The organism is Bradyrhizobium yuanmingense (genome assembly GCF_900094575.1).
Taxonomy (GTDB): domain Bacteria; phylum Pseudomonadota; class Alphaproteobacteria; order Rhizobiales; family Xanthobacteraceae; genus Bradyrhizobium; species Bradyrhizobium yuanmingense.
This window is the reverse complement of sequence record NZ_FMAE01000005.1, coordinates 478,990-503,289: the sequence shown is the minus strand read 5'-3', so window position 1 is coordinate 503,289 and position 24,300 is coordinate 478,990. Positions and strand designations below refer to the sequence as shown.

Here is a 24,300-nt window from a genome sequence, read left to right as displayed (position 1 = left end):
TGATTGACGGGGCGACGCTGCGTTTTGCGCGCCAGGGGCTCCTCCCGAGACTTGGACCACCAGGCCTCGACCTCGCGGTCAGCGCCTGAGCAAGAGGGATGCTAGATCAACTTTTCTCACTTGTCATCATTTTCGGCAACGAATGTTCAAAATAGGAGCAACTGACGAAACGATCGGGCTTCCGGCCCCCTAAATATATGACAGATATAAGAAATTTGTGGATGGCCGGGCGGGTTTTCCTGCCTCAGATGCCGGCCCGCCGGAGGGTGGGGTCGTCCGACCACAATTTTTCGAGCAGTTTGCGCAGGGCCCAACAGGCGGTGGAACTGGCCTCGACTCGGCTGCGCCCGAGTGATTAGTTAGCGCACGAACGAATGGTCCGGCGGATGCGCGCACGTCTGCAAAAATTCCTGCCTCTGGTCCTGCTCGCCCTGGTGATGCAGGTGCTGGCGCCGATCGCCGCCTGTCTCGCGGCCGGCCAGGCTGCGGCCGATCCGTTCTCTGCAGGCGTCATCTGCCACAGCGCAAGTGAGCGGGGCGGCCCGGTCGACGAGACCGGGACACCGGCCGCAAAAGCTGGCGCATGTGCGCTTTGTTGCCTCGCGCACGCTGACGCTTCGCTTGACGCGCCGCCCCATGCGGCGTTCTCAACTCCCGTCCGCCCCATCGCCCGCATCGTCTGGCACGTGGCGAACGCGCCCGTCCTCGCCGCCATCGACTGTTCGAGCGCTTGGGCGCGCGCTCCCCCTCGCATTTCCTGATCCGCGAAACCTTCAGCTCCGAGCCGGCTTCGGCCGTGCCGGGATCGCAATGCGCCGGCTCTCTGCCGGCATCAGGAATGACCTCATGCCTCGTTCAGGCTTCTTTCGACTGCTTTCCGCACGTAAGATTCTGCTTGCCTCAGCTTCTGCCCTCGTTGTGCTGTCCAATGCAATCGCGGAGGAAAACCGACGCGAGCTTCCTCCCGTCACGGTCGACGCGCCGCGGGAGAAACGGGCCTCACCAGCCCGGGCACAACGAACGCCCGCGCGATCAATGCGGGCCCGCGCGCCTGCAACCGCGCCTGCGCAACCGACGGCAGCTTCCGAAGGGGCCCCTGGCCCTGGTGCCCTGACGGTTCTCACCGCCCAGCAGGCGCTGAGTGAGATCAACCAGACGCCGGGCGGCGTAGCGCTGGTCGCAGCGGAGGCCTACCGGAATTCGACTCCCGCCAGCACGATCAAGGATGTCCTGGACTACGTGCCCGGCGTATTTGCGCAACCGAAATGGGGCGACGACACCCGGCTTTCGATCCGCGGATCCGGCCTGTCGCGCAATTTCCATCTGCGCGGCGTTCAGCTTTACATGGACGGCATCCCGATCAATACGGCGGACGGCTACGGCGATTTCCAGGAGATCGACCCGACGGCCTACAAATATGTCGAGGTGTACAAGGGCGGGAATGCGCTGCAGTTCGGAGCCAATTCGCTGGGAGGCGCCGTCAACTTCGTGACGCCATCGGGACGCGACCGGTTTCCGAATGGCGTCTCGCTCGACGTGGGAGCCTTCGGTTTCAGGCGACTGCAGGCCAATGCAGCGGGCGCTAACGGGCCTTGGGATGGTTTTGTCACCGCATCGACGCAGGCCACGGACGGCTTCCGTGATCACAGCTTCGGCTCGGGCAACCGCGTCAGCGGCAATGTTGGCTACCAGTTCTCGCCGGATTTCGAGACGCGGTTCTATCTCAACGCCAACGAGGTGCGGCAACGCATTCCTGGCACCGTCACCAAGGCGTCTGCCTTGAACAATTCGGAGGCCGCGGCTCCGGCGAACGTTGCGCTGGACCAGCAGCGCAACATCGACACGGTCAGGCTGGCGAACAAGACGACGATCCGATTCGACGACACCAAATTCGAGTTCGGCGCTTTCGGCGTCGACCGGCACCTCATGCATCCGATCTTCCAGTGGCTCGATTATCGCTACAAGGATTATGGCGGCTTCGCGAAGGTTACGGACGACCGCATGATCGGCGGTTACCGCAACAGGCTGGTCGCGGGCGTCAACCTGTTGAATGGCAGCATCGACAACCAGCAATTCGCCAACATTGCCGGACAGAAGGGTGCATTGCTGTCGTCGTCGCTCGATCGCTCGGAGAACACCTCGGTTTACGTTGAGGACAGCTTCTACTTTCTGCCGAATGTCGCCGCGATTGCCGGCACGCAATTTCTGCATGCGACCCGCAATCGGCGGGACCGGTTTCTTGGCGACGGCGACCAGTCGGGAGCAACACGTTTTGATCTTTGGTCGCCGAAGGCGGGCCTGCTGTGGCAGATCGACCCGACGTGGCAGGCCTTCGCCAACGTTTCGCGGAGCGCCGAAGTGCCGAGCTTCGGCGAGAGCGCGCGCGGTCCTGGCATTCCGACGATTCCGTTCACCAGCATCCGCCCGCAGATTGCGACGACCTACGAGATCGGGACGCGCATGAGACGGCCCGACTACGCGTGGGAGCTGACCGCCTATCGCGCCAATATCCGGGATGAGCTGCTGTGCCTCTACAGCGCCTTCGGCAATTGCAACGTGACCAATGCCGACCGAACCTTCCACCAGGGCGTCGAGGCTGGGGCAGGGGCAGCAATCTTCCGCGACATCTTCGTGACAGGAGGCGCGCCCGACAAGGTGTGGCTCAACCTCGCTTATACCTACAACGATTTTCGCTTCGATAACGACCCGACATTCGGCAACAACCAGCTGCCCGGTGCACCGCGTCACTATTTGCGCGCCGAATTGCTCTACAAGCATCCGATCGGTTTCTATGCCGGTCCGAACGTCGAATGGGTGCCGCAGGCCTATTTTGTCGACAGTATGAACACGTTGACGACGGAGCCGTATGCACTGCTCGGATTGAAAGCGGGCTTCGACAATGGCGGGCCATTCTCCGCCTATATCGAGGGTCGAAACCTCACCAACAGGACCTACATTGCAAGCGCCAGTATCATCGATCGCGCCACTGCGACGTCGGCGTTGTTCGAGCCAGGCGCCGGCCGGGCGGTCTACACCGGAATGAGGTATCGATGGTAAGCGCACTGGGGCTGCCGAGACCACCACGACCGATCCAATCAGATCAAAACCGAGGGAACCAAATGAACAGGATCAAGCTATCACTTCTGGCTGCCGCCATGCTGCTCGGCACCAGCGCGGCAGTCGCAGCCGACGACGTCAAGACCGGCGATCTCGTCATCTCGCAGGCCTGGAGCCGGGCAACGCCGGGCGGCGCCAAGGTCGCCGGCGGCTATCTTACCATCGAAAACAAGGGCAGCGCCGCCGACAGGCTCGTCAGCGTATCCGCCGACATCGCAGGCAAGGCTGAGATTCACGAGATGGCGATGGACAACGGCGTGATGAAGATGCGCGCGCTCGACAAGGGATTGGCGATCGATCCCGGCAAGTCCGTGAAGCTCGCGCCTGGCGGCAATCATTTGATGCTTCAGGAGCTCAAGGGGCCGTTCAAGCAGGGCGACAAGGTGCCGGTGACGCTTCAGTTCGAGAAGGCCGGAAAGGTCACTGTCGCCCTCGACGTCCAGGGCGTCGGCGCGCAAGGACCAGGCGGTGGCGGGCACTCGGGTCACATGGACATGAAGAAAATGCCGGATCATTCGGGAATGAAGATGAAATGAGACTGTTCTGGACTCTCGGGAGACCGAATATGTCGAAGCGATCCTGCCTGATTTTGATTGCCGCGGTCGCCGCATCACCAGTGGCGGCGCATGTCTCTCTCGAGACCAAGCAAGCCACAATCGGCGCGTCCTACAAGGCGGTCTTCATGGTGCCGCATGGCTGCGCGGGCTCGCCGACCTTGAAGATCCGCGTGCAGATTCCGGAAGGGGTCATCGCAGTGAAGCCAATGCCGAAGGCCGGCTGGACCGTCGACGTCGTCGAGGGCAAATATGCCGGGGAATACGACTATCATGGCAACAAGCTCTCGTCCGGCGTCAAGGAGGTGGCGTGGTCGGGCGGCAAGCTGCCGGACAAGAACTACGACGAGTTCATCATGCAGACGGTGCTGACCGACAAGCTCAAGGCGAACACGACCTTGTACTTCCCAGTGGTTCAGGAATGCGAGACCGGTGTTCGTCGCTGGATCGAGATTCCAATCGAGGGGGCAGGCCATTCGCATGAGGGCAAGTCGCCGGCGCCGGGCGTCAAGCTCCTGCCGAAACCCTGATGCGCCTCCTCGCCGCGCTCGCGACGCTGCTCTTCGCTGCCAGCTTCGCGAGCGGTGCGCTCGCGCATGCGGCGCTGATCTCGGTCGAGCCGGCGAATGGCAGCACGCTCGCGACCGCGCCGAAGGTGGTCGAGCTGCGGTTCAACGAACCGGTAACGCCGGGCGCGATCCGGCTGATCGACGGCACGGGCAGGGCGCGGGACGAGACGCGCGTCAGTGCGTCCGGCGACATGATTTCGATCGAGATGCCAGCGGATCTGCCTGAGGGGACCGCGGTCGTCAGCTATCGCGTGGTCTCGCAGGATGGCCATCCGATCGTGGGATCGGTGATGTTTTCGATCGGCATGCCGTCGGAAACGAAGCCGTCCGCGAGTACGGACCATTGGTTGGGCGCGCTGATCTGGCTGGCGCGCGTTGGCCTCTATCTCGGGCTGTTCGTTGGCGTCGGCGGTGTGTGGTTCGCGCGCTGGATATCATGGTCGCTGACCGGCGTGACCGTGCCGCGCGTGGCGCTCGCGGTCGGCCTTTCGAGCGCGGTGGTGTCCCTCGGAGCGCTGGGCCTCGATCTCCTCGGCCTGCCGCTGGCGGCGCTCGCGACGGCCGCGCCTTGGAAGGTCGCAGTCGCGACCAGTGCCGGCCGCGCGTTTCTTGTTGCCGCCGCCGCGATGCTGTTCGCTCTGCTGGCGCTACGCAGCGCATGGTCTTCGCGGGCTCTTGCGATCATTGCCATGGTCGGAGTGGGCCTGTCGCTCGCCATGAGCGGGCACGCCGCAACGGCGCCGCCTCGAATGATGATGCGACCGGCGATGTTTCTTCACGGCCTTTGCGTTGCGCTGTGGATCGGCGCTCTTGCTCCGCTCGCGGCTTTGCTGTCGAAGCCGATGCCGGCAGCACTCGCCGTCGTGAAGCGCTTCTCGGGCATCGCCATGCCCGCGGTCGGCGTGCTGGCATTGACGGGCCTCGCCCTTGCAATTGTTCAGGTCGAGAAAGCTCCGGCGTTGGTCGAGACCCGCTATGGCCTCATCCTCTCGATCAAGCTCGGTCTGGTTCTCATGCTGCTCGCACTTGCGGCGCTCAACCGCTTCCGCCTCACGCCGGCACTGGCACGTGATCGCGGAGCCCAGGCCATCCTCAAGCGCTCGATCCTCCTCGAAAGCGTCATCGCCCTCGCCATCTTCGCCGTCGTCGCCGGCTGGCGCTTCACGCCGCCGCCGCGAACGATCATTCCGGAAACGCTTTTGGCGATCCACATCCACAGCGACAAGGCGATGTTCCAGGTGCTGGTGTCGCCTGGAAAGGTCGGCAAGGACGATTTCGTGCTCCAGCTCATGACCGGCGAGGGGACGCCCCTGGCGGCCAAAGAGGTAACGCTGACCCTCAGCCTGCCCGAGCGTGGCATCGAGCCGATGGAACGGGAGGCCTTGCTTGGGCCGGACGGCTACTGGCATGTGCGCAAGGTCGAGCTGCCCTTTGCGGGCCGCTGGCGTGTACGCATCGAGGCGCTCGTGAGCGATTTCGAGAAGATCACGCTTGCGGATGAACTCGAAGTGCCGCCGCCCTAGGCTCGCCGGCTTTGCAGAGCACGGTGCTCCTGAAGTCAAACCTGAAGGCAAAAGAAAAATGACAGGTATTTCGCCGCGTTAGTGGCTTTTCCTCATTCGCGTCTTGTGTTTTCGCTCCCAATCCGGTTTCACTGCAGGCGATCACTGATTCCCAGAGTATTACCATGCGGTTGTCGCGGTTCTTTCTGCCCATCCTGAAGGAAAATCCGAAAGAGGCGGAAATCGTCTCGCATCGGCTGATGCTGCGTGCCGGCATGATCCGGCAGGAGGCGGCCGGCATCTATGCCTGGCTGCCGCTCGGCTTTCGCGTGCTGAAGAAGATCGAGCAGATCGTGCGCGAGGAGCAGAATCGCTCCGGCGCGATCGAGGTCTTGATGCCGACGCTCCAGCTCGCCGACCTCTGGCGCGAGAGCGGCCGCTACGACGCCTACGGCCCGGAGATGCTGCGCATCTCCGACCGCCACAAGCGCGAGCTGCTGTACGGGCCGACCAACGAGGAAATGATCACCGAGATCTTCCGCGCCTACGTGAAGTCCTACAAGAACCTGCCGCTGAATCTCTATCACATCCAATGGAAATTCCGCGACGAGCAGCGTCCGCGTTTCGGCGTGATGCGCGGCCGCGAGTTCCTGATGAAGGACGCCTATTCCTTCGACCTCAACGAGGCCGCGGCGCGCGTCGCCTACAACAAGATGTTCGTCGCCTATTTGCGCACCTTCGCGCGGATGGGGCTGAAGGCGATCCCGATGCGCGCCGAGACCGGCCCGATCGGCGGCGATCTCAGCCACGAGTTCATCGTGCTCGCCGAGACCGGCGAATCCGGCGTGTTCATCAATCGCGACGTGCTGGACCTGCCGGTGCCGGGCGAGGACGTCGATTATGAGAGCGACCTGACGCCGATCATCAAGCAATGGACCTCGCTCTATGCGGCGACCGAGGACGTCCACGACGCCGCGCGGTTCGAGCAGGAGGTGCCCGTGGACAAGCGGGTGAACACCCGCGGCATCGAGGTCGGCCAGATCTTCTATTTCGGCACCAAATATTCCGAGCCGATGAAGGCGCTGGTGGCGGGGCCCGATGGTGTCGACGTGCCGATTCATGGCGGCTCGTACGGTGTCGGCGTCTCGCGCCTGCTGGGTGCCATCATCGAGGCCTGCCATGACGATGCCGGCATCAAATGGCCGGAGGCGGTGGCACCGTTCCGCGTCTCGATTCTCAACCTGAAGCAGGGCGATGCGGCCGTCGATGCGGCCTGCGAGAAGCTCTACGCCGAGCTCGCGGCCAAAGGCGTCGACGTGCTCTATGACGACACCGACCAGCGCGCCGGCGCTAAATTCGCTGCCGCCGACCTGATCGGAATCCCCTGGCAGATCATGATCGGGCCGAAAGGGCTCGCCGACGGCAAGGTCGAGATCAAGCGGCGCAGCGACGGCGCGCGCGAGACCATGTCGCCTGCCGACGCGGTCGCAAGACTTGTGGGCTGATGAGGCTGGTCTGCTGAATATTGTTCATCGCGCGATATCGCGGCCGCCAATCCGGCCACAATTGACCCCGAATCATGGGATTATCGAGCGATGGATGAGACCATGACCGAAACCGTGCAAACCGCGCCTTTCGCGCCATTCGAGTGGATGCTGTCGGCGCGCTATTTGCGGGCGCGGCGGAAGGAAGGATTCATCTCGGTCATCGCCGGGTTCTCCTTTCTCGGCATCATGCTCGGCGTCGCGACGCTGATCATCGTCATGGCCGTGATGAACGGCTTCCGCAAGGAGCTGCTCGACAAGATCCTGGGCCTCAACGGCCACATCCTGGTCCAGCCCCTGGAATCGCCGCTGACCGACTGGAAGGACGTTGCCGACCGCCTTAGCCAGGTCCAGGGCATCCGGCTCGCGGCGCCGGTGGTCGATGGTCAGGCGCTGGCGTCATCGCCATGGAACGCCTCGGGCGTCCTCGTGCGCGGCATCCGCTCCGACGATCTCAACAACCTCACCTCGATCGCCAAGAACATCAAGCAGGGCTCGCTCGAGGGGTTTGACGAAGGGCAGGGCGTTGCGATCGGCCGGCGCCTCGCCGACCAGCTTTCGCTGCATGCCGGCGACAGCATCACGCTGGTGGCGCCGAAGGGCGCGGTGACCCCCATGGGAACGACGCCGCGCATAAAACCGTACAAGATCGTCGCGGTGTTCGAGATCGGCATGTCCGAGTATGACCTCGGCTTCGTGTTCATGCCGCTTGCCGAAGCGCAGGCCTATTTCAACCGCAGCAACGACGTCACCTCGGTCGAGGTGTTCACGACCAACCCCGACAGGATCGATGCCTTCCGCAAGGCGGTGACGGAGGCGGCGGGCCGGCCGATCTTCCTGGTGGATTGGCGGCAGCGCAACTCGACCTTCTTCAACGCGCTCCAGGTCGAACGCAACGTGATGTTCCTGATCCTGACCATGATCGTGCTGGTCGCCGCGCTCAACATCGTCTCCGGCCTGATCATGCTGGTGAAGGACAAGGGCAGCGACATCGCGATCCTGCGCACCATGGGCGCCTCGCAAGGATCGATCATGCGGATCTTCCTGATCACGGGCGCCTCGATCGGCGTGGTCGGCACGCTGGTCGGTTTCTGTGTCGGCCTCGTGATCTGCGTCAACATCGAATCGATCCGGCAATTCCTGTCCTGGCTGACCTCGACCGAGCTGTTCTCGCCGGAGCTCTACTTCCTGTCGAAACTGCCCGCCGAGATCGACGTCGGTGAGACCACGGCCGTCGTCATCATGGCGCTGACGCTGTCGTTCCTGGCGACGCTCTATCCGTCGTGGCGCGCCGCGCGCCTCGATCCCGTCGAAGCGCTTCGGTACGAGTGAGGGGCTGATGGAGCAGCAGCAGGGGGCAGAAGATGTACCGGTCATTTATCTCCACGAGATAAAGCGGCAGTACTTGCAGGGCGAGGTGCCGCTGACGATCCTCGACGGCGCCAAGCTGGCGCTGTGGGCCGGCCAGTCCGTCGCGCTGGTGGCGCCGTCGGGCTCCGGCAAGTCGACGCTGCTGCACATCGCGGGGCTGCTGGAAGCCCCCGATTCCGGCGAGGTCTATGTCTCGGGCGCGCCGACCTCGCAGCTGCCCGACATCGAGCGCACCCAGCTGCGCCGCACCGATATCGGCTTCGTCTATCAGTCGCACCGGCTGCTGCCGGAGTTCTCGGCGCTCGAGAACGTCATGCTCCCGCAGATGATCCGCGGTCTGAAGAAGTCCGAGACCGTCAAGCGTGCCAAGGAGATCCTCGGTTATCTCGGCCTCGGCGACCGCATCACCCATCGCCCCGCCGAGCTGTCCGGCGGCGAGCAGCAGCGTGTCGCCATCGCCCGTGCAGTGGCCAATGCGCCGCGCGTGCTGTTTGCGGACGAGCCGACCGGCAATCTCGACCCCGGCACCGCCGAGCATGTGTTCCAGGCCCTGATGCAACTGGTCAAGGCGACGCACGTGTCGATGCTGATCGCCACCCACAACATGGAGCTCGCCGGCCGCATGGACCGGCGGGTCTCCCTGTCGCATGGCCAAGTGGTCGAGCTCGACTAAAAGCGCAAAAACAACCCCATGCACAGTAGCCAAGTGCTTGGTGAGACTTCCGAAAAAAATCGAAGACGGCGGTCCGTCGCCGCCTCACGATTCAGGGCCTGATCACCGTCAATTTGAACGGTCCGCCATTGGCGGCAGCATGCGCCACGGCTTCGTTGGCGTGGTCGAGATCGAAGGTCTCTGTCTCGTACTCTTCCAGCCGCAGCAGCCCGGCACGCACCAGTGCGATCAGGCGGCTGGCCGCATCGGGCGGATACATCCAGACGCCGTGGATGCTGATGCAGTTGCGCATGATCCAGGGGTAGGGCAGCTCGAGGCCCGGCCCGCCCGCCATGCCGACGCCACCCATCAGCACGACGCGTCCGTAAGCGCGGACCGTCATGACTGCCGCGCGCACGACAGTCGGGCTCACCGAGGGCGGCATGATGTCGAAGACGCAGTCGATCGGCCCCGGTGCGGCGCGCTTCATCGTCTCACGGTCGTCGTCCTCGTCGCCCGAGAGCTTGACCGGCTTCACCCGCGCCCCGAAGCGGCGGACGAGGTCGGCGAGGATCCGTTCGTTGCGGCCCGGCGCGACCACGCAGGCTGCGCCCATCGCCAACGCGACGGAGACGGCGGCGCTGCCGAAATTGCCGGTGGCGCCGCTCACCAGCACGGTCTCGCCCGGGCGAAGGTTTGCCGCAAGGAAGCCGCCATAGGGCACCAGCAGCGTGCCCAGCGCGCACCATTGTTTCGCCTGCTCGGACGTGATCGGGCCGAGGGGTTTGACGTTCTCGGTCGGCACCCGCATCTGCTCGGCGAAGGAGCCGTGGCGAAAGTGCCGTTGCAGGCGCATGCCGCCGGGTCCCGCGGCGGTCAGGCCCTGCAGGGCGATATCCGGCGCCGCGGCGTCATCGCGCGAGCGCACTGTCGGATCGCAGAACACCCAGTCGCCGACGGCAAGCCTGGTCGCGTCCGGACCGATCGCGCGCACGCGGCCGACGCCGCCTGGGCCTGGAATGATTGGCAGGTCGAGCGCGTAGTTGCGCGTCCCGTCGAAGACCTCGTTCATGTAGGACAGCACGCGCGTCGCGACGACGTCGACGATGACCTCGCCGGTGCCGAGCACCGGTTCGGGGACAGTCTCGATCGCCAGCGGCGAGCCGAAGGATTTGAGTACGGCAGCTTTCATGATGTTCACCTCGAGGTCGGGTGAAGTCCGTATGCGCCGACCTGTCCGGAGACAGGAAGGCCTGGTATTATCCTAGTATTCCGTAGGCCCTCTATCGCCGGGACATCTGCCATGGTCGATCCACGCCGCGTTGAATTCGGGGACTTCCTGAGGTCCCGCCGCGAAAAGCTGTCGCCGAAGGCGGTCGGGCTTCCGGCGGGCAGGCGCCGGCGCACCGCGGGGCTGCGCCGCGAGGAGGTTGCGCAGCTCGCCGGCATCGGCGTCGACTGGTACATCCGTCTCGAGCAGGGCCGCACGGTCAGCCCGTCCGTGACCACCGTGGATGCGCTGGCCCGGGCCCTCCGTCTCAGCAAGGCCGAGCACGCCCACCTCAAGGCGCTGGCGCGCGAGCCCGCAAGGAGCCCCTTCACCCGCGAGATCGTGCCTCCGCCCATTCGTCGCATGATCGAGAGCCTGCATCAGCCGGCCTACATCACCGGCCGGCGCTGGGACGTGCTGGCCTGGAACGATGCGGCCGAGGAGGTGTTCGGGTTCGGGCGATTGCCGGAGCAGGATCGCAACACGCTGCTTCTTATGTTGACGAACAAGCAGACGCGAAAATCCTATGGCGCCGGCTGGACCGACGTAGCCAAGGCGATGGTGGCGATGTTTCGTGCCAATCACGACGTCTGGGCCGGCGATCCCGCCTTCACGGAGCTGCTGACGCGGCTGCGCGAGAGCAGTCCGGAATTCGTCGAATGGTGGGAGGCGCACGACGTTCGCAGCACCATCTCGGGCCGCAAGACCATGAACCATCCGACCAAGGGCGTGCTGCACTTCGAGCACACCAGCTTCCAGGCCAATGACGATCCCGCGTTGAAGCTCGTAATCTATACGCCTGTCTAAGCCGCCTTTGAGAGCGCGCTTCCGCCGCATCACGCCACGTCGGCTAAGCAGCATCCGGAGCACCCCCCTTGCGCCGGGGAACCTAAGGGCAATCCTACGGTTACCGTTTCATCGGTGTGCAGGTGGAGCGAGGGACGTGTTCGGGGTTGACCGATGACGACAGCGACCGGTGGGGCCTCGGCCGACCGCAACGCCGTCTTAGCCACCCTCGGCGATTATATTCGGGAGATCGGTGACCCCGACGATCTCGCCTATGCGGCGGCGGAGCTGCTGGGCCGCAGCCTCAATGTCAGCCGGGCAGGTTACGGCACCGTCGATACCTCCGCAGAGACCATCACGATCGCGCGCGACTGGAATGCGCCTGGGATCTCGAGCCTGGCCGGCGTGCTGCGCTTTCGCGACTATGGCAGCTATATCGAAGACTTGAAGCGGGGTGAGACGGTCGTCTGCGCTGATGCTGAAAAGGACCCTCGCGTCGGCGACCGCGCCCGAGCTCTCGAGGCAATCTCGGCCCGCGCATTGGTCAACATGCCGATCTCCGAGCCCGACGGGGTCGTGGCGCTGCTCTACCTGAACAATGCAATGCCGCGCGAATGGAGCGCAGCAGAGCTAGAGCTCATCCGAGAGGTTGCCGAACGCACCCGCACCGCCGTCGAACGTCGCCGCGCCGAGAGCGCGGTGCGCGAGAACGAGGCGCGGCTCATCTTCCTCGACGCTCTCAATAAGGAAACGGCGAAGACGCGCGATGCCGACGGCGTCATGGCAGTGACGACGCGAATGGTCGGTGAGTATCTCGGCGTCTCCAACTGCGCCTATGCCGACATGGATCCCGATCAGGACGGCTTCACCATCCGCGGGGATTGGGTGGCCCCCGGTGCGATGCACATAGTGGGGCACTACAGTCTTGCCGACTTCGGCGAGAAGGCGGTGCGAGAGCTGGGCGCCGGGCGGCCCCTCATCATCAACGACAACCTGAAGGAGATCGCTCCCGAGGAAGCCGCCACTTTCCAGCGCATCGGGATCGGTTCGACGATCTGCATGCCCTTGGTGAAGGAAGGGCGCCTGACCGCTTTGATGGCCATTCATCACCGCGGCTCGCATCTGTGGACGCCGCGCGAACTTGCCTTGCTGACCGAGGTGACGGAGCGATCATGGGCGCACATCGAGCGCGTCCGATCCGAGCAGGCGGCGCGCGAAGCTGCCGAACGGCTGGTCCTCGCCAACAAGGCCGCCGGAATCGGCACCTGGGACTACGATCCGATCAACGATGTCCTTCGATGGGATAGCCGCTGCAAGGAGGTGTTCGGTCTCTCACCGAATGCCGAGGTCAGCTATGAGGGCTCATTCCTGAAAGGCATTCATCCCGACGACAGGCAGCGCGCTCATGAGGCCGTCTCGACCGCGTTACAGCCCAATTCTCCGGGAAGCTACAACATCGAATACCGGACCGTCGGTATCGAGGATGGCGTCGAGCGTTGGATCGCCGCAACGGGCCACACGATCTTTTCCAATGGTCAGGCCACGCGATTCATCGGGACTGTGCTGGATATCTCCGCCCAAAAGAAGACCGAGCGTCATCTCAGGATCCTCAACGACACGGGGGCATCAGTTGCCCGCGAACGTGATCTCGATAGGATCGTCCAGATCGTGACGGATGCCGGCGTCGAGCTGACGGGCGCCCAGTTCGGCGCCTTCTTCTACAACGTCCCGGCCGCGGACGGAGGCAGCTACATGCTGTACTCGCTGTCCGGCGTGCCGCGATCCGCTTTCGAAAACTTCCCGATGCCGCGCGCCACCGCCGTGTTCGAGCCGACCTTTAAGGGCACGGGCGTGGTGAGGTCGGACGACATCCTGCAAGACCCGCGCTATGGCAAGAATGCGCCGCGGAAAGGCATGCCCGAGGGCCATCTTCCGGTCCGGTCCTATCTGGCGGTCCCCGTGATCTCGCGCAGCGGCGAGGTGCTCGGTGGGCTTTTCTTCGGTCATGCGGAGGTCGGTCGATTCCACGAGGAGCACGAATCCGCATTGCTCGGCATTGCCGGCCATGCCGCGACGGCCATTGACAACGCCCAGCTGCTGACCAGGCTCGAAGCGCTCAATGCCGAGCTGGAGCAACGTGTCGCCGACGAGATCGCCGAGCGCATGAAGGCCGAGGAGCAATTGCGGCAATCGCAGAAGATGGAAGCCGTCGGGCAATTGACCGGGGGGATCGCCCACGACTTCAACAACATGCTGGCCGTCATCCTCGGCAGCTTGAATCTCGCCAAACGGCGGCTCGGCAAGGGCGAGCTCAACATTGACCGTTTCTTGGATAGTGCAACGGATGGTGCGAACCGTGCCGCCACGTTGACACAAAGATTGTTGGCGTTCTCGCGGCAGCAGCCTCTTGCGCCCGAGGTCGTGGACATCAACAAGATGGTCGGTGAGATGAGTGAGCTGCTCGAGCGCTCGCTCGGCGAGCTCGTTCGTCTCGAGACGGTCCTCGCGGCTGGCCTTTGGCGCGTCAAGGCAGACCCTGCGCAGCTCGAAAGCGCTCTCGTCAATCTTGCTGTCAATGCCCGCGATGCCATGCCGAAGGGTGGCAGGCTGACGATCGAAACCGCCAACGCCTCGATAGATCGAAAATACGCCCGCGAATACGCGCTGCAGCCCGGGCAGTACGTGCTCATTGCGGTGACGGACAACGGCACGGGCATCGCGGCCGACGTGCTGGGAAAGGTCTTCGATCCGTTCTTTACGACCAAGGTCGTCGGCAAGGGGACTGGACTTGGCCTCAGCCAGGTCTACGGCTTCGTGCGGCAGTCGGGCGGCCATGTCAAAATCTATTCGGAGGTGGACGTCGGCACGACCGTGAAGATCTATCTTCCACGCTTCGCGGGCGAGGAGCCTGTCTCAACCCCGTCGCACGGCGTGCTGCATCCCGGTGCAAGTCCGCAGAGCGAGACCATCCTCGTCGTCGAGGACGACGAGCGGGTCCGCGGCATCTCGTCCGAAAGCCTGCGCGAGCTTGGCTATACCGTCGTCGAGGCCGCCAGCGCCCGGGAGGCGATCGGCAAAATCGAAGGCGGTTTCGTTCCGGATCTGCTGTTCACCGACGTCGTCATGCCCGACATGACCGGTGCCGAACTCGCGGCCGAGCTGTCGAGACGATACCCGGATCTGAAAGTGCTGTTCACCACCGGCTACACGCGCAACGCGATCGTCCACAATGGCGTGCTCGATGCCGGCAAGCATTTGCTGTCCAAGCCCTTTGCGATCGAAGACCTGGCCGCCAAGGTCCGCTCCCTGCTCGATGAGGGTTGAATGAATGTTGCGTGTTGAATCGCCCGCCCGGGGCGAGTTCGACGTCATTTCAAGGCGACGGAGCGGGCCGAGGGTTTGTGCTGACGGTCAGTTGGGGGGCGGGCGTCCAAGGGCTTTCGGGCCAATGAGCTGCCTGCCAGGGAGCGGCTTTCCCCGGCAACGTCGGCCAGGAGCTTGCCGGGCCCGGCGTCGGCAATGAACAGGATGCCGTGAGCCGAGCCCATTGTGACGGCAGGCCCGCCAAGTCGAGCTCGAATGTCATGATGTCCGTCTTGTCGTCCGCGATCGGCGTGCTTTCGCGGACCTGCAGGGAGCGGGAGGCCAGTATCGCCTTGACCCTGTCGGGGTCGATGTTGCTGCGCCAGACCTCGTGCTTGCCGGTCCGCACCGGAGATCCTCCGGCCGTCTTCTCCTTGTCGGCATCCGCCGTGATCAGGATCGTGCTCTTGCCGGTGGCCGTTTCGTCGACCTCGGCCGCAAATGTCAGCGGTGCGCCCTTGCTGCTTTCGCAAGACAGGCGCAGCTCCATCGTTCGGAACGCGGAGCCGTTCGCCTTCTTTGCGGTCGCGATCTTGCGGACGAACGGCCGGGCCTCTTTCTCCAGCGTCCATTTCGTTTCGGCGAGCGGTCGCGTGTCGATGCCGAAACCGTAGAGCTCGGATCGCGTCAATACGTGTAGGCTTTCGAACTTCACCGTCCGGATGAGGGAATCGAGCTCGCGGCCAATTCCCATCGCAGCGATGAACGCGGCGCGATCGCGATCGGCCGCTAACAGCCGGCGACGCCTGTATTCCGCGACGGCCGCTGGATCGGGCCGTCCGTCGAAGGCGAGCACCAGCCTGGAATTATGGACCGCTATTGCGGCGTCGGGGGCGACCTCGCGCGATGCCGCCCCCAGAAACAGGTATGCGCAGGCCGAGTTGCACATGGCGCGGGTCGTGGTGAGCTCGGCCTCGACCTCGCCGCTTGCGTTCTTGAGCTTCAGGCAGGCGGCATCCACCTGCGTGCCCGCGGCGCAGGCGGTCGCGATCGTCCGGCCAACCCTGGCAACCGCCTTGCGGCTGCGCAGCAACCGCGCGATCGCGTAGGACTGCTCGACGTTGCCGCCGGGCGAATGAACGTAGATCGGACGCTGCAGGTCCTTGACGGCGGCGAGGAAGCGGCGAATGCGCAGCGCCGCCTCGCGATCGATCTCGCCCTCGATGGCGATCCAGCGATCGCAGCCCGGCCCGCATGCGTCGGCCGGCCCCTTGGCGAGATAGATCGTCAGCCTGGAAGCAAATCCGGTTTTCTCGGCCGGCGCTGCTTCGGCACGCAAAGTGCCCGGAAGCAGAAGCAAGGCAAGGAGGAGCAGGATACGGACATGCATGCAGCAAGCGACCACGCACGGCGAGGAAGAGGTTCGACCCTATATGAGAAACGCCGTTATCACAACTTTTGATGGGCCGGCCGGTGCACGCTTATTTCGTTCACCGGCCACCGCCAGCAACGCATCCATGCGCGGCGTGCTATCGTCCGTCAGTCAAGATCAGGTCAGACGATCGATGATTTGCAACAGTCGATCGCAGGACGCCTCAATTCGTTTGAGCGGAGACGTTGCCACGCCGAGCAAAAGTCCCGGGCGCACCGGTCCGTTCGACGCATACCAGAGCGACAGCGGCGTAGGCGCAAGTCCCATCCGTGCTGCTTCCCTGGCGATGGCCAGGTCGGGTGCTCCGTCCGTCAATTGCAGCACCGCCGCCAACCCGGCAAGCGCAATGTTCGCAGTGCGCGCGCGAAGGTACTTCAGCAATGCATCGCCTTGTGCAGCGTAAACCCGCTTCGTGCGCCGAAGATGCCGCAGATAATGGCCCTCGCGCATGAAGTCGGCCATCGCGCGCTGCACCGCCGGCCCAGGCGCGGGCGCAAGGCACGCAGCAGCTTCGGCAAATTGCGACGCCAGGGCGGCCGGTGCGACGACAAAGCCCAGCCGCAGGGCAGGCGTCACCGTCTTGCTGAAAGAGCCGATGTGAATGACGCGGCCGGCGCGGTCGAGCGATGCGAGCGCCGGCGTCGCCCGGCCCTTGAGCTGAAGCTCGCTGAGATAGTCATCCTCGATCACCCATGCCTTGCTTTGCGCTGCCCAGTCGAGCAGGCGTGAGCGCCGCACAAGCGACAATGTGGAGCCGAGCGGCGCCTGCTGGCCCGGTGTCACGACCACCAGTGCCGCATCAGGAGCATGTTTCATGCCGTAATCGACATCGATGCCGTCCGCATCAACGGGGATCGGCGCAACCGACAATCGCGCAAGCGCGAGACCCTGCCGGGTAAAGGGAAAGCCAGGGTCCTCCATCCAGGCCTTCTTCTGCTCGAGTCCGAGGACGCGGAGCGCCAAGCCAAGGCCGCCGCTGAAACCGGCAGTGACGATGATCTGGGACGGCGCGCATTCGATCCCGCGCGCCAGCGCGAGGTAGGCCGCGATCTCGCGCCGCAACGCCAGCTCGCCGCGTGGATCCGGGTAGATCGCCGGTGCGCTCACCTCCGCCCGAACTGCCTGCGCGCGCATCCGCGCCAGCAATGTCGCGGGAAGGGTCTCCTGCGCAGGCACGCCCATCTGGAAGATCGCGGGCCCCGCCGTCAGCTCCTGGTACATCTCCATGAACGAGCCGGGCGACGGGGCGCTGTCCCGCCTTACTGGGAACGGGGGCCTGTCGGCGACATGGGTTCAGTCGCGCGGCTTGCGACGATCAGTTGGGCGGATGAGAGCTTTTCGTACGCCACCCGTACGGTGCCGCGGGCGACGCCGAGTTGGGCGGCGAGATCCTGCCAGGAGGGCAGGCGTGCGCCGGGGGCGAGAACGCCGCTTTCGATCGCGGTCCTGATCCCCTTGTGGATCTGCTCGGCCAGCGGCGTCTTTGCAGATCGATCGAGCTCCAGATGCAGCGGCCTCGTCATGCCTGCGTGGTACACGAGTTTTGTACGTTCTTGGTGCTTTTTTGTGGACCAGTGCAGGGGCACCTAAGGGGGCAAGAGGGAGGGTTCATCCCCCGATCATCAAGGAGCAGGCAGATGAGCGAACGGCTCAACTACAATCACGTCGCACCGGCAGGTATGAAGGCGCTGGGCGGTGTCTACGGCTACGTCATGCAGAGCGGACTTCCCGCGACGCTTGTCACCCTGGTCTATCTTCGCGTGTCGCAGATCAACAATTGCGCCTACTGCCTCGACATGCATACACGCGACCTGCTGAAGAGCGGCGTGAAAATCGAAAAGATCGCGCTGGTCCAGGCCTGGGCCGAGGCGGGCCATCTTTTCGACGAGCGCGAGCGTGCGGCTCTCGCATGGGCCGAGACGATCACCCGCGTCGCCGAGACCAACGTCCCGGATGAGGCCTATCAAGCCGTTCGCAAAGTCTTCAGCGAGCGCGAGCTGGTCGATCTCACGATCGCGATCAGCCTGATGAATGCGTACAATCGCATGTCGATCAGCTTTCGAAATACGCCGCAGGCCGCGCTCGAGGAGGCCGCCTGACCCGAAGGGAATCAGCCGAAACAGAAAGCAGGAACCTGAAAATGACGAGAGTGATCTCCGGCGTCAAAATTCCCGACAGCCAACTGGCTCGCGAGGCCGCCGAGCTGGTGCGCAGTTACGAAGACGAGATGTTGTTCAACCATTCCGTTCGCGTCTACGTGTTCGGCGCGATGACGGGATTGCGCCAGAAGCTGAAGTTTGATTCCGAGCTTCTCTATGTCGCGGCCCTGTTTCACGACCTCGGCCTCGTCGATCACTACCATACCGCGACCAAGCGGTTTGAAGTCGACGGTGCCGATGCAGCGCGCGAGTTTCTGCGGGCACGCGGCATCGCTGATTCCCAGGCCGATCTGGTGTGGGAGGCCATCGCCCTGCACACCACGCCCGGCATTCCGCAATATATGAGACCGGAAATCGCGCTCACCAACGCAGGCGTTCTGGTGGATGTGGTGGGCATCGGGTATGATCATTACACACCGGAGCAGCGCGAGCAGGTGATCTCGGCGTTCCCGCGCGGTGACTTCAAGAACGAGTTCGTGAAGGTACAGACCTGCTCGGCGCTGAAGAAACCGCAGACGACGTTCGGGACGGTCAACTTCGACTACATCGCAGATCACGATCCGAGCTTCCAAAGGCCGAACGCGTGCACGCGGATCCGCAATGCGCCCTGGCAAAGCTGAGCAGACGCAGCGCGCTCATCGCAGGGCTATGGCATTCGAGAGCTGTTCAGCCGTTCCTGCGACCATCCTTCGAGATGCCCGCTTCAGGCGGGCTTTTCAGGTGAAAGACGGTGTGTGAGGCTGCAGCTTCCAAAAGGCACTGTCGCTGATTGGCCTCATCATGCAGACGACTCTGATCGCGTATGGGGTGTCGCTTTGTCCGGCGAAGTACGCGCGGAGGCGAGCTAGCGATTGACGCGCCCACGAATGTGATGAAAGCGAGCGAAAAGATGGCGACAATTTGGATGAGGAACTTGTTCGCATTCGCCTCTCCCATCACGCGAATGTGCGCGCGACGATGTTGCGCGCGCATGCAGCTTGTCTCGCCTCGTCAACATTGAAACTGCTGCAAAACCCCTTGTTTGATAGGGTGTCCGCGATGCTCGATTAACATTCGTTAATGAGCAAAGTCCTTTCGATCACACTGTGGCGCCGCGGCTACAGCAATTCCGTCGATCGCTGTTATGAGGACCCACGGCCGGGGGGCCCACTACTGTAGAAACTGGAACGGGAATCAAATGAAGAAGAATTTGTTGCTTGCAGCTGTCAGCCTCGTCGCGCTCAGCGCGGCTGCGCCGGCACTTGCGGCAGATCTCGCGGCACGGCCCTACACCAAAGCACCGCCCGCGGCGATCGCTGCGGTGTACGACTGGAGCGGCTTCTACATCGGTATCAACGGCGGCGGCGGTTCGGCTGACACGTCGTGGGATCTGGTCGGCTTCGGTCCGGAAGGCTCCCACAACTCGACCGGCGGCACCGTCGGTGGCCAGATCGGTTACCGCTTTCAGTCCGGCCAGTTCGTGTTCGGTCTCGAGGGCCAGGGCAACTGGGCCGACTTCTCGGGTGACAACATCAGCGCAATCACCGGTTTGCGGAACCGGACGCGCGTCGATGCGTTCGGTCTGATCACAGGCCAGGTTGGCTATGCCTGGAACAACGTCCTGCTCTACGCGAAGGGCGGTGCGGCGGTCGTCAGCAACAAGTACGACGTCTACAGCGTCGTGACGGGTGCGAACCTCGACCGGGCCGACGAGACCCGCTGGGGTGCCACGGTTGGCGCGGGCCTGGAGTTTGGTTTTGCTCCGAACTGGACGGTCGGCGTCGAGTACAACCACATCTTCCTCGGCGACCACAACGTCACCTTCGCCAGTGGCGCTGTCGAACGCATCGGGCAGGACATCGACATGGGTCTCGTCCGCCTGAACTACAAGTTCGGCGGCCCGATGATCGGCCGTTACTGATCCTGATCGCTCCCACTGGAGCGGTCGTCGAAAGCCCCGGCCTTGGCCGGGGCTTTTTTTTATTGGGTGAATTCAGCGAGTTAACCATCGTGTTGTGTGGTCACCCGTTGCGCTTGACTCCTGAGAACAGAATGAGAACAATGTTCTTCATACGTTCTAACGAAGGAGCGAGACATGTTCAGGGTTTTCGTCGAAGAGGCTGCCGCATTGGCGTCGATCACGCTGTTCGTCGGGATGATCGCGATCTGGGCCCAAGTCATACCGCAGCTCTGAGGCCAGGCTTCACGCATGGCTGGTTGGGGAAAAGCGGGACGGCGGTGCGAAGTGGTCGCTGCGGCGTGGACTCTGGCGGCGCTGCACCCCACCATTGGGAAGCGAGTCGGCCGCGCAGGTGCATGATGCCTTGAGGCGCCGGCGACCGCTCCATCTCATCTGCAAGAGGCCGTCACGCGACCATGCCGAGCGCCGGATTTGTTCACCTTCACGTTCACTCGGCCTATTCGCTGCTCAAGGGCTCGATCAAGATCGCCAAGCTCGCCGAGCTTGCCAAGAAGGACCACCAGCCGGCTCTGGCGCTGACCGACACCGACAATCTGTTCGGCGCGCTGGAGTTCTCCGACAAGATGGCGGGCTCCGGCATCCAGCCGATCGTCGGCTGCGAGCTCGCCATCGATTTCGGCGATCAGGATCCCAACGCGCGCAACGCGATGGGACCCTCGCGCGTGGTGTTGCTCGCCGCGCAGGAGCGCGGTTATCGCAGCCTGATGCGGCTGAACTCGCGCGCGTTCCTGGAATCGCCGGACAGCCATGCTCCGTTCATCAAGCTCGACTGGCTCGAGGGCGAGACCGAGGGCCTGATTGCGCTGACGGGCGGGCCGGACGGGCCGATCTCGCTGGCGCTCGCCGGCGGCATGGCCGAGCTCGCCGGGGCGCGGTGCGAGCGTCTGGCCGCTCTTTTCGGCGACCGTCTCTACATCGAATTGCAGCGCCACAACGCCGAGAAGGAGCGGCGCGTCGAAGGCGGCCTGATCGACATCGCCTACGCCAAGGGACTGCCGCTGGTTGCGACCAACGAGCCGTATTTCGCGACCACCGACGATTACGAAGCACATGATGCGCTGCTTTGCATCGCCGGCGGCCGGCTGATCGCCGAGACCGACCGTGTGCAGCTGACGCCGGATCATCGCTTCAAGACGCGCGCCGAGATGGCGGTGCTGTTCGCCGACATTCCGGAGGCGCTGGCCTCGACGGTGGAGATCGCCGAGCGCTGCTCGTTCCGGCCGATGACGCGCAAGCCGATCCTGCCGTTCTTCACCGTCGGCGCCGCAGCGAGCTCGGATGCCGCCGCCGTCGAGGCGGCCGAGCTGAAGCGCCAAGCGGAGGAGGGGCTCGCCAACCGTCTGCGCGTGCACGGCCTCTCTCAGGGCACGGCGGAAGAAGACTATAACAAGCGCCTGGCGTTCGAGCTCGACGTCATCATGCGCATGAAGTACGCGGGCTACTTCCTGATCGTGTCCGACTTCATCAAATGGGCCAAGGCTCACGGCATTCCGGTCGGGCCGGGCCGCGGCTCCGGCGCAGGCTCGCTGGTGGCGTGGGCGCTCACGATCACCGACCTCGACCCGATCAGGTTCGGCCTGCTGTTCGAGCGCTTCCTCAATCCGGAACGCGTCTCGATGCCGGACTTCGACATCGACTTCTGCCAGGACCGCCGCGGCGAGGTGATCAGTTACGTGCAGCAGCGCTACGGCCGCGACCAGGTCGCGCAGATCATCACCTTCGGTACGCTGCAGGCGCGCGGCGTGCTGCGCGACGTCGGCCGCGTGCTGCAGATGCCCTACGGCCAGGTCGACAAGCTGACCAAGCTGGTGCCGCAGAATCCGGCGGCGCCGGTGACGCTGGCGGCCGCGATCGAGAGCGAGCCGAAGCTGCAGGCGTTCCGCGACGAAGATCCCGTGGTGGCGCGCGCCTTCGACATCGCCCAGCGTCTCGAAGGCCTGACCCGCCACGCCTCGACCCACGCGGCCGGCATCGTGATCGGCGATCGCCCCTTGAGCGAGCTCGTGCCGCTCTACCGCGATCCCAAATCCGACATGCCGGTGACCCAGTTCAACATGAAATGGGTCGAGCCGGCGGGCCTCGTGAAGTTTGACTTCCTCGGCCTGAAGACGCTCACCGTGCTCGACGTCGCCTGCAAGCTGCTCAAGCCGCGCGGCATCGATGTCGATCTCGCCACGCTGCCGATCGACGATGCCGAGAGCTATCAGATGCTGGCGCGCGGCGACGTGGTCGGTGTGTTCCAGGTTGAAAGCCAGGGCATGCGGCGGGCGCTGATCGACATGCGCCCCGACCGTTTCGAGGACATCATCGCGCTGGTCGCGCTCTATCGGCCGGGCCCGATGGCGAACATCCCGACCTATTGCGCGCGCAAGCACGGCGACGAGGAGCCGGAATATCTGCATCCCGTGCTCGAGCCGATCCTGAAGGAGACCTTCGGCGTCATCATCTACCAGGAGCAGGTGATGCAGATCGCGCAGGTGATGTCGGGCTACTCGCTCGGTGACGCCGACCTCCTGCGCCGCGCCATGGGCAAGAAGATCCGCGCCGAGATGGACAAGCAGCGCGACATCTTCGTTGCGGGTGCGGTGAAGAACGGCGTGCCGAAGGGGCAGGCCGAGACCATCTTCGAATTGCTGGCGAAGTTCGCCGACTACGGCTTCAACAAGAGTCACGCGGCGGCCTATGCGCTGGTGTCCTATCACACCGCCTACATGAAGGCGCATTATCCGGTGGAGTTCATCGCCGCGTCGATGACGCTCGATCTCAACAACACGGACAAGCTCTCCGAATTCCGCTCCGAGGCGCAGCGGCTCGGCATCAAGGTCGAGCCGCCGAACATCAACCGGTCGGGCGCGACCTTCGAGGTCGGCGAGAACACGATCTACTACGCGCTCGCCGCGCTCAAGGGCGTCGGCATCCAGGCGATCGAGCAGATCATCGCGGAGCGCACCCGGGGCGGCCTGTTCACCTCGCTCGCGGATTTCGCCGCGCGCGTCTCGCCGCGCGCGATCAACAAGCGCATCATCGAAAGTCTCGCCGCCGCCGGTGCCTTCGACACGCTGGAGCCGAACCGGGCGCGCGTCTTTGCCGGTGCGGATGCGATCCTCGCCGCCTGCCAGCGCGCGCATGAAGCTGCGACCATCGGCCAGAACGACATGTTCGGCATGTCGGCGGATGCGCCGACCATCATGCTGCCGCAGGTCGAGCCATGGCTGCCGGCCGAGCGGCTGCGCCGCGAATACGACGCGATCGGCTTCTTCCTGTCGGGACATCCGCTCGACGATTACGCGACCGTGCTGAAGCGGCTGCGGGTGCAGAGCTGGGCCGAGTTCTCGCGCGCGGTGAAGACCGGCGCCACCGCCGGCAAGGTCGCCGCGACCGTGGTCTCGCGCATGGAGCGGCGTACCAAGACCGGCAACAAGATGGGCATCATGGGGCTGTCCGATCCCACCGGCCATTTCGAGGCGGTGCTGTTCTCGGAAGGACTTGCGCAATATCGCGACGTGCTGGAGCCGGGCGCGGCCGTGCTGCTGCAACTCGGGGCCGAGCTTCAGGGCGAGGACGTCCGCGCCCGCGTGCTGCACGCCGAGCCGCTCGATGACGCCGCGGCCAAGACGCAGAAGGGCCTGCGCATCTTCCTGCGCGACACCAAGCCGCTGGACTCGATCGCCAAGCGGCTCGCCGGGCCCGAGATGGCGGCCGCCAACGGCGGCGCGCCGAAGGTCGGCAGTCCGGGCATCGCACCGCGCGGAAACGGCGACGGCGAGGTCTCGCTGGTGCTGATGCTCGACCTCGAGACCGAGGTGGAGATGAAGCTGCCCGGCCGCTTCAAGGTCTCGCCGCAGATCGCCGGCGCGATCAAGGCGGTGGCAGGCGTCGTCGACGTGCAGCAGCTTTAGCTTCTCCGCCACGCGTTCCGGTTTTTGCAAAGTCGTCATACTGCATCGGTTGCAACCCTGCGCTGATTCCGACTAGCATGTCCCGGGGAATGGAATGGGGCGTGTGATGCTGCGACAGGTTGCGTTGTTGTTGGCCGTTTGTGCCATGCTGACGGGGTGCGTTAGCAATCAGGTTGGTACGG

At 64.2% G+C, this 24,300-nt stretch carries 16 protein-coding genes and 1 pseudogene; 14 read left to right on the top strand and 3 right to left on the bottom strand.

From position 1 onward, the window contains the following. The first annotated feature begins 386 nt into the window (after nucleotides 1-386). From GA0061099_RS19775 to GA0061099_RS19740, 8 genes are all read left to right on the top strand, one after another. Nucleotides 387-761 carry a DUF2946 family protein gene (locus GA0061099_RS19775; RefSeq protein WP_193375189.1) on the top strand — a complete coding sequence of 125 codons (375 nt, stop codon included), beginning with the start codon at nucleotides 387-389 and terminating at the stop codon, nucleotides 759-761. Nucleotides 762-846: 85 nt separating this feature from the next. Further along, entirely contained in the window at nucleotides 847-3,057 is a 2,211-nt protein-coding gene (locus GA0061099_RS19770; protein WP_036025362.1) for a TonB-dependent receptor family protein, read from the top strand. A 62-nt stretch (nucleotides 3,058-3,119) separates the two neighbouring features. Next, a complete protein-coding gene (locus GA0061099_RS19765; RefSeq protein WP_036025296.1) occupies nucleotides 3,120-3,653 on the top strand; it encodes a copper chaperone PCu(A)C in 534 nt (177 codons plus the stop codon). A 29-nt stretch (nucleotides 3,654-3,682) separates the two neighbouring features. Beyond that, nucleotides 3,683-4,201 carry a YcnI family protein gene (locus GA0061099_RS19760; protein WP_036025294.1) on the top strand — a complete coding sequence of 173 codons (519 nt, stop codon included), beginning with the start codon at nucleotides 3,683-3,685 and terminating at the stop codon, nucleotides 4,199-4,201. Beyond that, nucleotides 4,201-5,763, top strand: a complete 1,563-nt coding sequence (locus GA0061099_RS19755) for a copper resistance CopC/CopD family protein (protein ID WP_036025292.1) — start codon at nucleotides 4,201-4,203, stop codon at nucleotides 5,761-5,763. Before GA0061099_RS19760 ends, GA0061099_RS19755 begins: the two co-directional genes overlap by 1 nt. A 164-nt stretch (nucleotides 5,764-5,927) precedes the next feature. After that, on the top strand, nucleotides 5,928-7,247 hold the full coding sequence (gene proS / locus GA0061099_RS19750; RefSeq protein WP_074447998.1) for a proline--tRNA ligase: 1,320 nt from the start codon (nucleotides 5,928-5,930) through the stop codon (nucleotides 7,245-7,247). A 90-nt stretch (nucleotides 7,248-7,337) separates the two neighbouring features. After that, nucleotides 7,338-8,618, top strand: a complete 1,281-nt coding sequence (locus tag GA0061099_RS19745; protein ID WP_036025280.1) for a lipoprotein-releasing ABC transporter permease subunit — start codon at nucleotides 7,338-7,340, stop codon at nucleotides 8,616-8,618. A 7-nt stretch (nucleotides 8,619-8,625) separates the two neighbouring features. Further along, nucleotides 8,626-9,330, top strand: a complete 705-nt coding sequence (locus tag GA0061099_RS19740; protein WP_036025279.1) for an ABC transporter ATP-binding protein — start codon at nucleotides 8,626-8,628, stop codon at nucleotides 9,328-9,330. A gap of 91 nt (nucleotides 9,331-9,421) precedes the next feature. Here the strand turns inward: GA0061099_RS19740 and GA0061099_RS19735 are convergent, their stop codons facing one another. Further along, nucleotides 9,422-10,501, bottom strand: coding sequence for a zinc-binding dehydrogenase (locus tag GA0061099_RS19735; RefSeq protein ID WP_036025284.1), 1,080 nt, complete (start codon nucleotides 10,499-10,501; stop codon nucleotides 9,422-9,424). 111 nt (nucleotides 10,502-10,612) lie between these two features. Between GA0061099_RS19735 and GA0061099_RS19730 the strand changes: the two genes are divergently transcribed. Both GA0061099_RS19730 and GA0061099_RS19725 read left to right on the top strand, forming a co-directional pair. Further along, nucleotides 10,613-11,386 (top strand): helix-turn-helix transcriptional regulator, encoded by a 774-nt coding sequence (locus GA0061099_RS19730; RefSeq protein ID WP_036025278.1) that lies wholly within the window; start codon nucleotides 10,613-10,615, stop codon nucleotides 11,384-11,386. A gap of 153 nt (nucleotides 11,387-11,539) precedes the next feature. Then, the gene (locus GA0061099_RS19725; protein ID WP_074447997.1) at nucleotides 11,540-14,689 is read left to right on the top strand and encodes a GAF domain-containing hybrid sensor histidine kinase/response regulator; all 3,150 of its coding nucleotides are present in this window, start codon (nucleotides 11,540-11,542) and stop codon (nucleotides 14,687-14,689) included. Nucleotides 14,690-14,738: 49 nt separating this feature from the next. Here the strand turns inward: GA0061099_RS19725 and GA0061099_RS19720 are convergent, their stop codons facing one another. Further along, nucleotides 14,739-16,058, bottom strand: a complete 1,320-nt coding sequence (locus tag GA0061099_RS19720) for a hypothetical protein (RefSeq protein WP_050995942.1) — start codon at nucleotides 16,056-16,058, stop codon at nucleotides 14,739-14,741. A 159-nt stretch (nucleotides 16,059-16,217) separates the two neighbouring features. After that, nucleotides 16,218-17,623 (bottom strand): annotated as a pseudogene (pdxR, locus tag GA0061099_RS19715) (MocR-like pyridoxine biosynthesis transcription factor PdxR). A gap of 114 nt (nucleotides 17,624-17,737) precedes the next feature. Between pdxR and GA0061099_RS19710 the strand changes: the two are divergent. The 4 genes from GA0061099_RS19710 (at nucleotide 17,738) to dnaE (ending at nucleotide 24,118) form a co-directional block, all read left to right on the top strand. Next, nucleotides 17,738-18,199 (top strand): carboxymuconolactone decarboxylase family protein, encoded by a 462-nt coding sequence (locus GA0061099_RS19710; protein WP_036025271.1) that lies wholly within the window; start codon nucleotides 17,738-17,740, stop codon nucleotides 18,197-18,199. A 41-nt stretch (nucleotides 18,200-18,240) separates the two neighbouring features. Continuing rightward, nucleotides 18,241-18,879, top strand: a complete 639-nt coding sequence (locus tag GA0061099_RS19705; RefSeq protein ID WP_036025269.1) for an HD domain-containing protein — start codon at nucleotides 18,241-18,243, stop codon at nucleotides 18,877-18,879. A gap of 557 nt (nucleotides 18,880-19,436) precedes the next feature. Then, nucleotides 19,437-20,159, top strand: coding sequence for an outer membrane protein (locus GA0061099_RS19700; RefSeq protein ID WP_036025267.1), 723 nt, complete (start codon nucleotides 19,437-19,439; stop codon nucleotides 20,157-20,159). Nucleotides 20,160-20,614: 455 nt separating this feature from the next. Next, complete coding sequence (dnaE, locus tag GA0061099_RS19695) at nucleotides 20,615-24,118, top strand: DNA polymerase III subunit alpha (protein ID WP_074447996.1); 3,504 nt, start codon at nucleotides 20,615-20,617, stop codon at nucleotides 24,116-24,118. The last annotated feature ends 182 nt before the right edge of the window (nucleotides 24,119-24,300 follow it).

Coding starts and splice junctions, on each gene's coding strand:
- GA0061099_RS19765 (WP_036025296.1), top strand. CDS start 3,120: ATGAACAGGATCAAGCTATCACTTCTGGCTGCCGCCATGCTGCTCGGC.
- proS (WP_074447998.1), top strand. CDS start 5,928: ATGCGGTTGTCGCGGTTCTTTCTGCCCATCCTGAAGGAAAATCCGAAA.
- GA0061099_RS19740 (WP_036025279.1), top strand. CDS start 8,626: ATGGAGCAGCAGCAGGGGGCAGAAGATGTACCGGTCATTTATCTCCAC.
- GA0061099_RS19725 (WP_074447997.1), top strand. CDS start 11,540: ATGACGACAGCGACCGGTGGGGCCTCGGCCGACCGCAACGCCGTCTTA.
- dnaE (WP_074447996.1), top strand. CDS start 20,615: ATGCCGAGCGCCGGATTTGTTCACCTTCACGTTCACTCGGCCTATTCG.
- GA0061099_RS19745 (WP_036025280.1), top strand. CDS start 7,338: ATGGATGAGACCATGACCGAAACCGTGCAAACCGCGCCTTTCGCGCCA.
- GA0061099_RS19730 (WP_036025278.1), top strand. CDS start 10,613: ATGGTCGATCCACGCCGCGTTGAATTCGGGGACTTCCTGAGGTCCCGC.
- GA0061099_RS19700 (WP_036025267.1), top strand. CDS start 19,437: ATGAAGAAGAATTTGTTGCTTGCAGCTGTCAGCCTCGTCGCGCTCAGC.
- GA0061099_RS19710 (WP_036025271.1), top strand. CDS start 17,738: ATGAGCGAACGGCTCAACTACAATCACGTCGCACCGGCAGGTATGAAG.
- GA0061099_RS19720 (WP_050995942.1), bottom strand. CDS start 16,058: ATGCATGTCCGTATCCTGCTCCTCCTTGCCTTGCTTCTGCTTCCGGGC.
- GA0061099_RS19755 (WP_036025292.1), top strand. CDS start 4,201: ATGCGCCTCCTCGCCGCGCTCGCGACGCTGCTCTTCGCTGCCAGCTTC.
- GA0061099_RS19760 (WP_036025294.1), top strand. CDS start 3,683: ATGTCGAAGCGATCCTGCCTGATTTTGATTGCCGCGGTCGCCGCATCA.
- GA0061099_RS19775 (WP_193375189.1), top strand. CDS start 387: ATGCGCGCACGTCTGCAAAAATTCCTGCCTCTGGTCCTGCTCGCCCTG.
- GA0061099_RS19770 (WP_036025362.1), top strand. CDS start 847: ATGCCTCGTTCAGGCTTCTTTCGACTGCTTTCCGCACGTAAGATTCTG.
- GA0061099_RS19735 (WP_036025284.1), bottom strand. CDS start 10,501: ATGAAAGCTGCCGTACTCAAATCCTTCGGCTCGCCGCTGGCGATCGAG.
- GA0061099_RS19705 (WP_036025269.1), top strand. CDS start 18,241: ATGACGAGAGTGATCTCCGGCGTCAAAATTCCCGACAGCCAACTGGCT.